Here is a 1,912-nt window from a genome sequence, read left to right on the forward strand (position 1 = left end):
TCTTATACCCGGACATTCGTCCGATTCTCTCTTCCTTGCTCAGCTTAAAAAAGGCCATATAAAATAATCTGTAAATTTTTAAAACTCTGCGCTTCCCCAAAATCTATCTTAGCTATAAAATCAGTGATTAAAATATCCATAACTCACCTCTCCTTTGGAAAATAATATATTAAAAAAATATCCTTTACACCACAAAAACCTCTCCATCTGAAAGCTGTTCTATCTTCTGGCTAAACAAATCACCGTATCCTCTATTTTAATCCTCTAATCTTTTACACCTTGTATTTTCTCTTTGAATTGAAAAATATAATATTTGACATTAATTTCCTAATGCTATACACTTATTAACAAGTATATAGAAATAGGGGTAATTCTTATGGGTAAAAAAGAGAAAGAATTTATAGAATTTCTGAAGAAAAGAGGAGGAATAGTCAGCTATAAGGAAATTATCAAAGCTGGCTTTAATAAAGCTTTTCTTAAGGATAACCTGAATTCTGGCCGAATTCAGAAAGTTGATCGTGCCCTATATAGACTATCTGATGGCATTACCCTATCCAACCCGGATCTTGTGGCTGTGTCAATCAAAGTGTCCAAGGGGGTCATATGTTTACTTTCCGCGCTTGCTTTTCATGAAGCAACCAGCGAGATACCCCACTATGTTAATATAGCAATTCCCCGTGGTGCATGGGCTAATAAAATTAATTATCCTCCGGTTAAATTCTATCACTTTGCACCCAAAGCATGGAAAGCAGGCATTGAAAAATTTGAAATTGAGGGATATGAGATTAAAGTTTATAGCCTTGCCAAGACGATTGGTGATTGTTTCAAATTTCGCAATAAGATCGGAATGAACATCGCCAGAGAAGCTCTCAAGATTGCTATAACAGAAAAAGGCGTACAGCCTAAAGAGATTATGCAATATGCGGAGATTTGCCGTGTTGCTAATATTATCAAACCTATTTTGGAAGCTATGTTATGAAAAAAGATATTAAGAATATACCAGCCTCTATACGGGCGAAGCTACAAAATAAAGCACGAGAAACACATCGTCCTTTCGCGGAAGTATTGCAATATTTTGGCATGGAAAGATTTCTTTATCGGTTTAGCTGTTCAGAATATGCTAACCAATTCATTCTAAAAGGTGCACTAATGTTTACAGTTTGGAATGTTCCAGAGCGGAGAAGTACACTCGATATTGATTTCTTGGCACAATTTAATAATCAGGTAACGAACATTGAGAAAATGATAAAGGATGTCTGTAGGACGGAAGTTGTCCCTGATGGTCTTGTCTTTGATCCCAAAACAGTAAAAGGACAGAGGATAAAGGAAGATGCAGATTATGAAGGCGTACGGGTGAAGTTTTTGGGTTTTCTCGACCGCTCACGCATTCACATGCAGATCGATATTGGATTTGGCGATATTACTTATCCAAGGCCGAAACTTATTGAATATCCTGTTATTTTGGATTTTCCAAAGCCTCATCTTAAAGGTTACCCGGCAGAAAGCGTGGTCAGCGAGAAATTTGAGGCTATGGTCAAGTTAGGTCTTCTTAATAGCCGAATGAAAGATTTTTATGATATTTGGCTTATGATGCACCAATTTGATTTTGAAGGTTTAAAACTTATTGAAGCGTTAAGAAGAACTTTCGCGTACCGTAAAACAGAGGTTCCAGAGGGTAAAAAGTTGCTTGCTAAAGAAATTTATGATGAAAAATCTGATCGACAGTCACTGTGGAAAGCATTCTTAAATAAAGAAGATATAAAAAATGCGCCTGAGAAATTGTCAACAGTAGCTAAAGAGATAGAAAAATTTCTTTATAAACCGCTTAATGCAATTAATAAAACAGAAAAATATGATGTGGGATGGAAAGCTTCCGGCCCTTGGAGATGATACCGCTAGCCCCTGCACTTTT

Annotated in this window: 2 protein-coding genes; both read left to right on the forward strand. The window is 36.4% G+C overall.

Annotated features, from left to right (window positions below; translation table 11 throughout):
* The first annotated feature begins 376 nt into the window (after positions 1-376).
* Positions 377-979 (forward strand): transcriptional regulator, encoded by a 603-nt coding sequence (locus COZ07_RS09180; protein WP_406608264.1) that lies wholly within the window; start codon positions 377-379, stop codon positions 977-979.
* The gene (locus COZ07_RS09185; protein WP_406608265.1) at positions 976-1,890 is read left to right on the forward strand and encodes a nucleotidyl transferase AbiEii/AbiGii toxin family protein; all 915 of its coding nucleotides are present in this window, start codon (positions 976-978) and stop codon (positions 1,888-1,890) included. The genes COZ07_RS09180 and COZ07_RS09185 overlap by 4 nt, the downstream gene beginning before the upstream one ends.
* The last annotated feature ends 22 nt before the right edge of the window (positions 1,891-1,912 follow it).

The organism is Candidatus Infernicultor aquiphilus (genome assembly GCF_002784285.1).
Classification (GTDB): domain Bacteria; phylum Atribacterota; class Phoenicimicrobiia; order Phoenicimicrobiales; family Phoenicimicrobiaceae; genus Infernicultor; species Infernicultor aquiphilus.

What these genes read in the sequence shown, in the direction of transcription:
- COZ07_RS09185 (WP_406608265.1), top strand. Translation starts at nt 976, where the DNA reads ATGAAAAAAGATATTAAGAATATACCAGCCTCTATACGGGCGAAGCTA.
- COZ07_RS09180 (WP_406608264.1), top strand. Translation starts at nt 377, where the DNA reads ATGGGTAAAAAAGAGAAAGAATTTATAGAATTTCTGAAGAAAAGAGGA.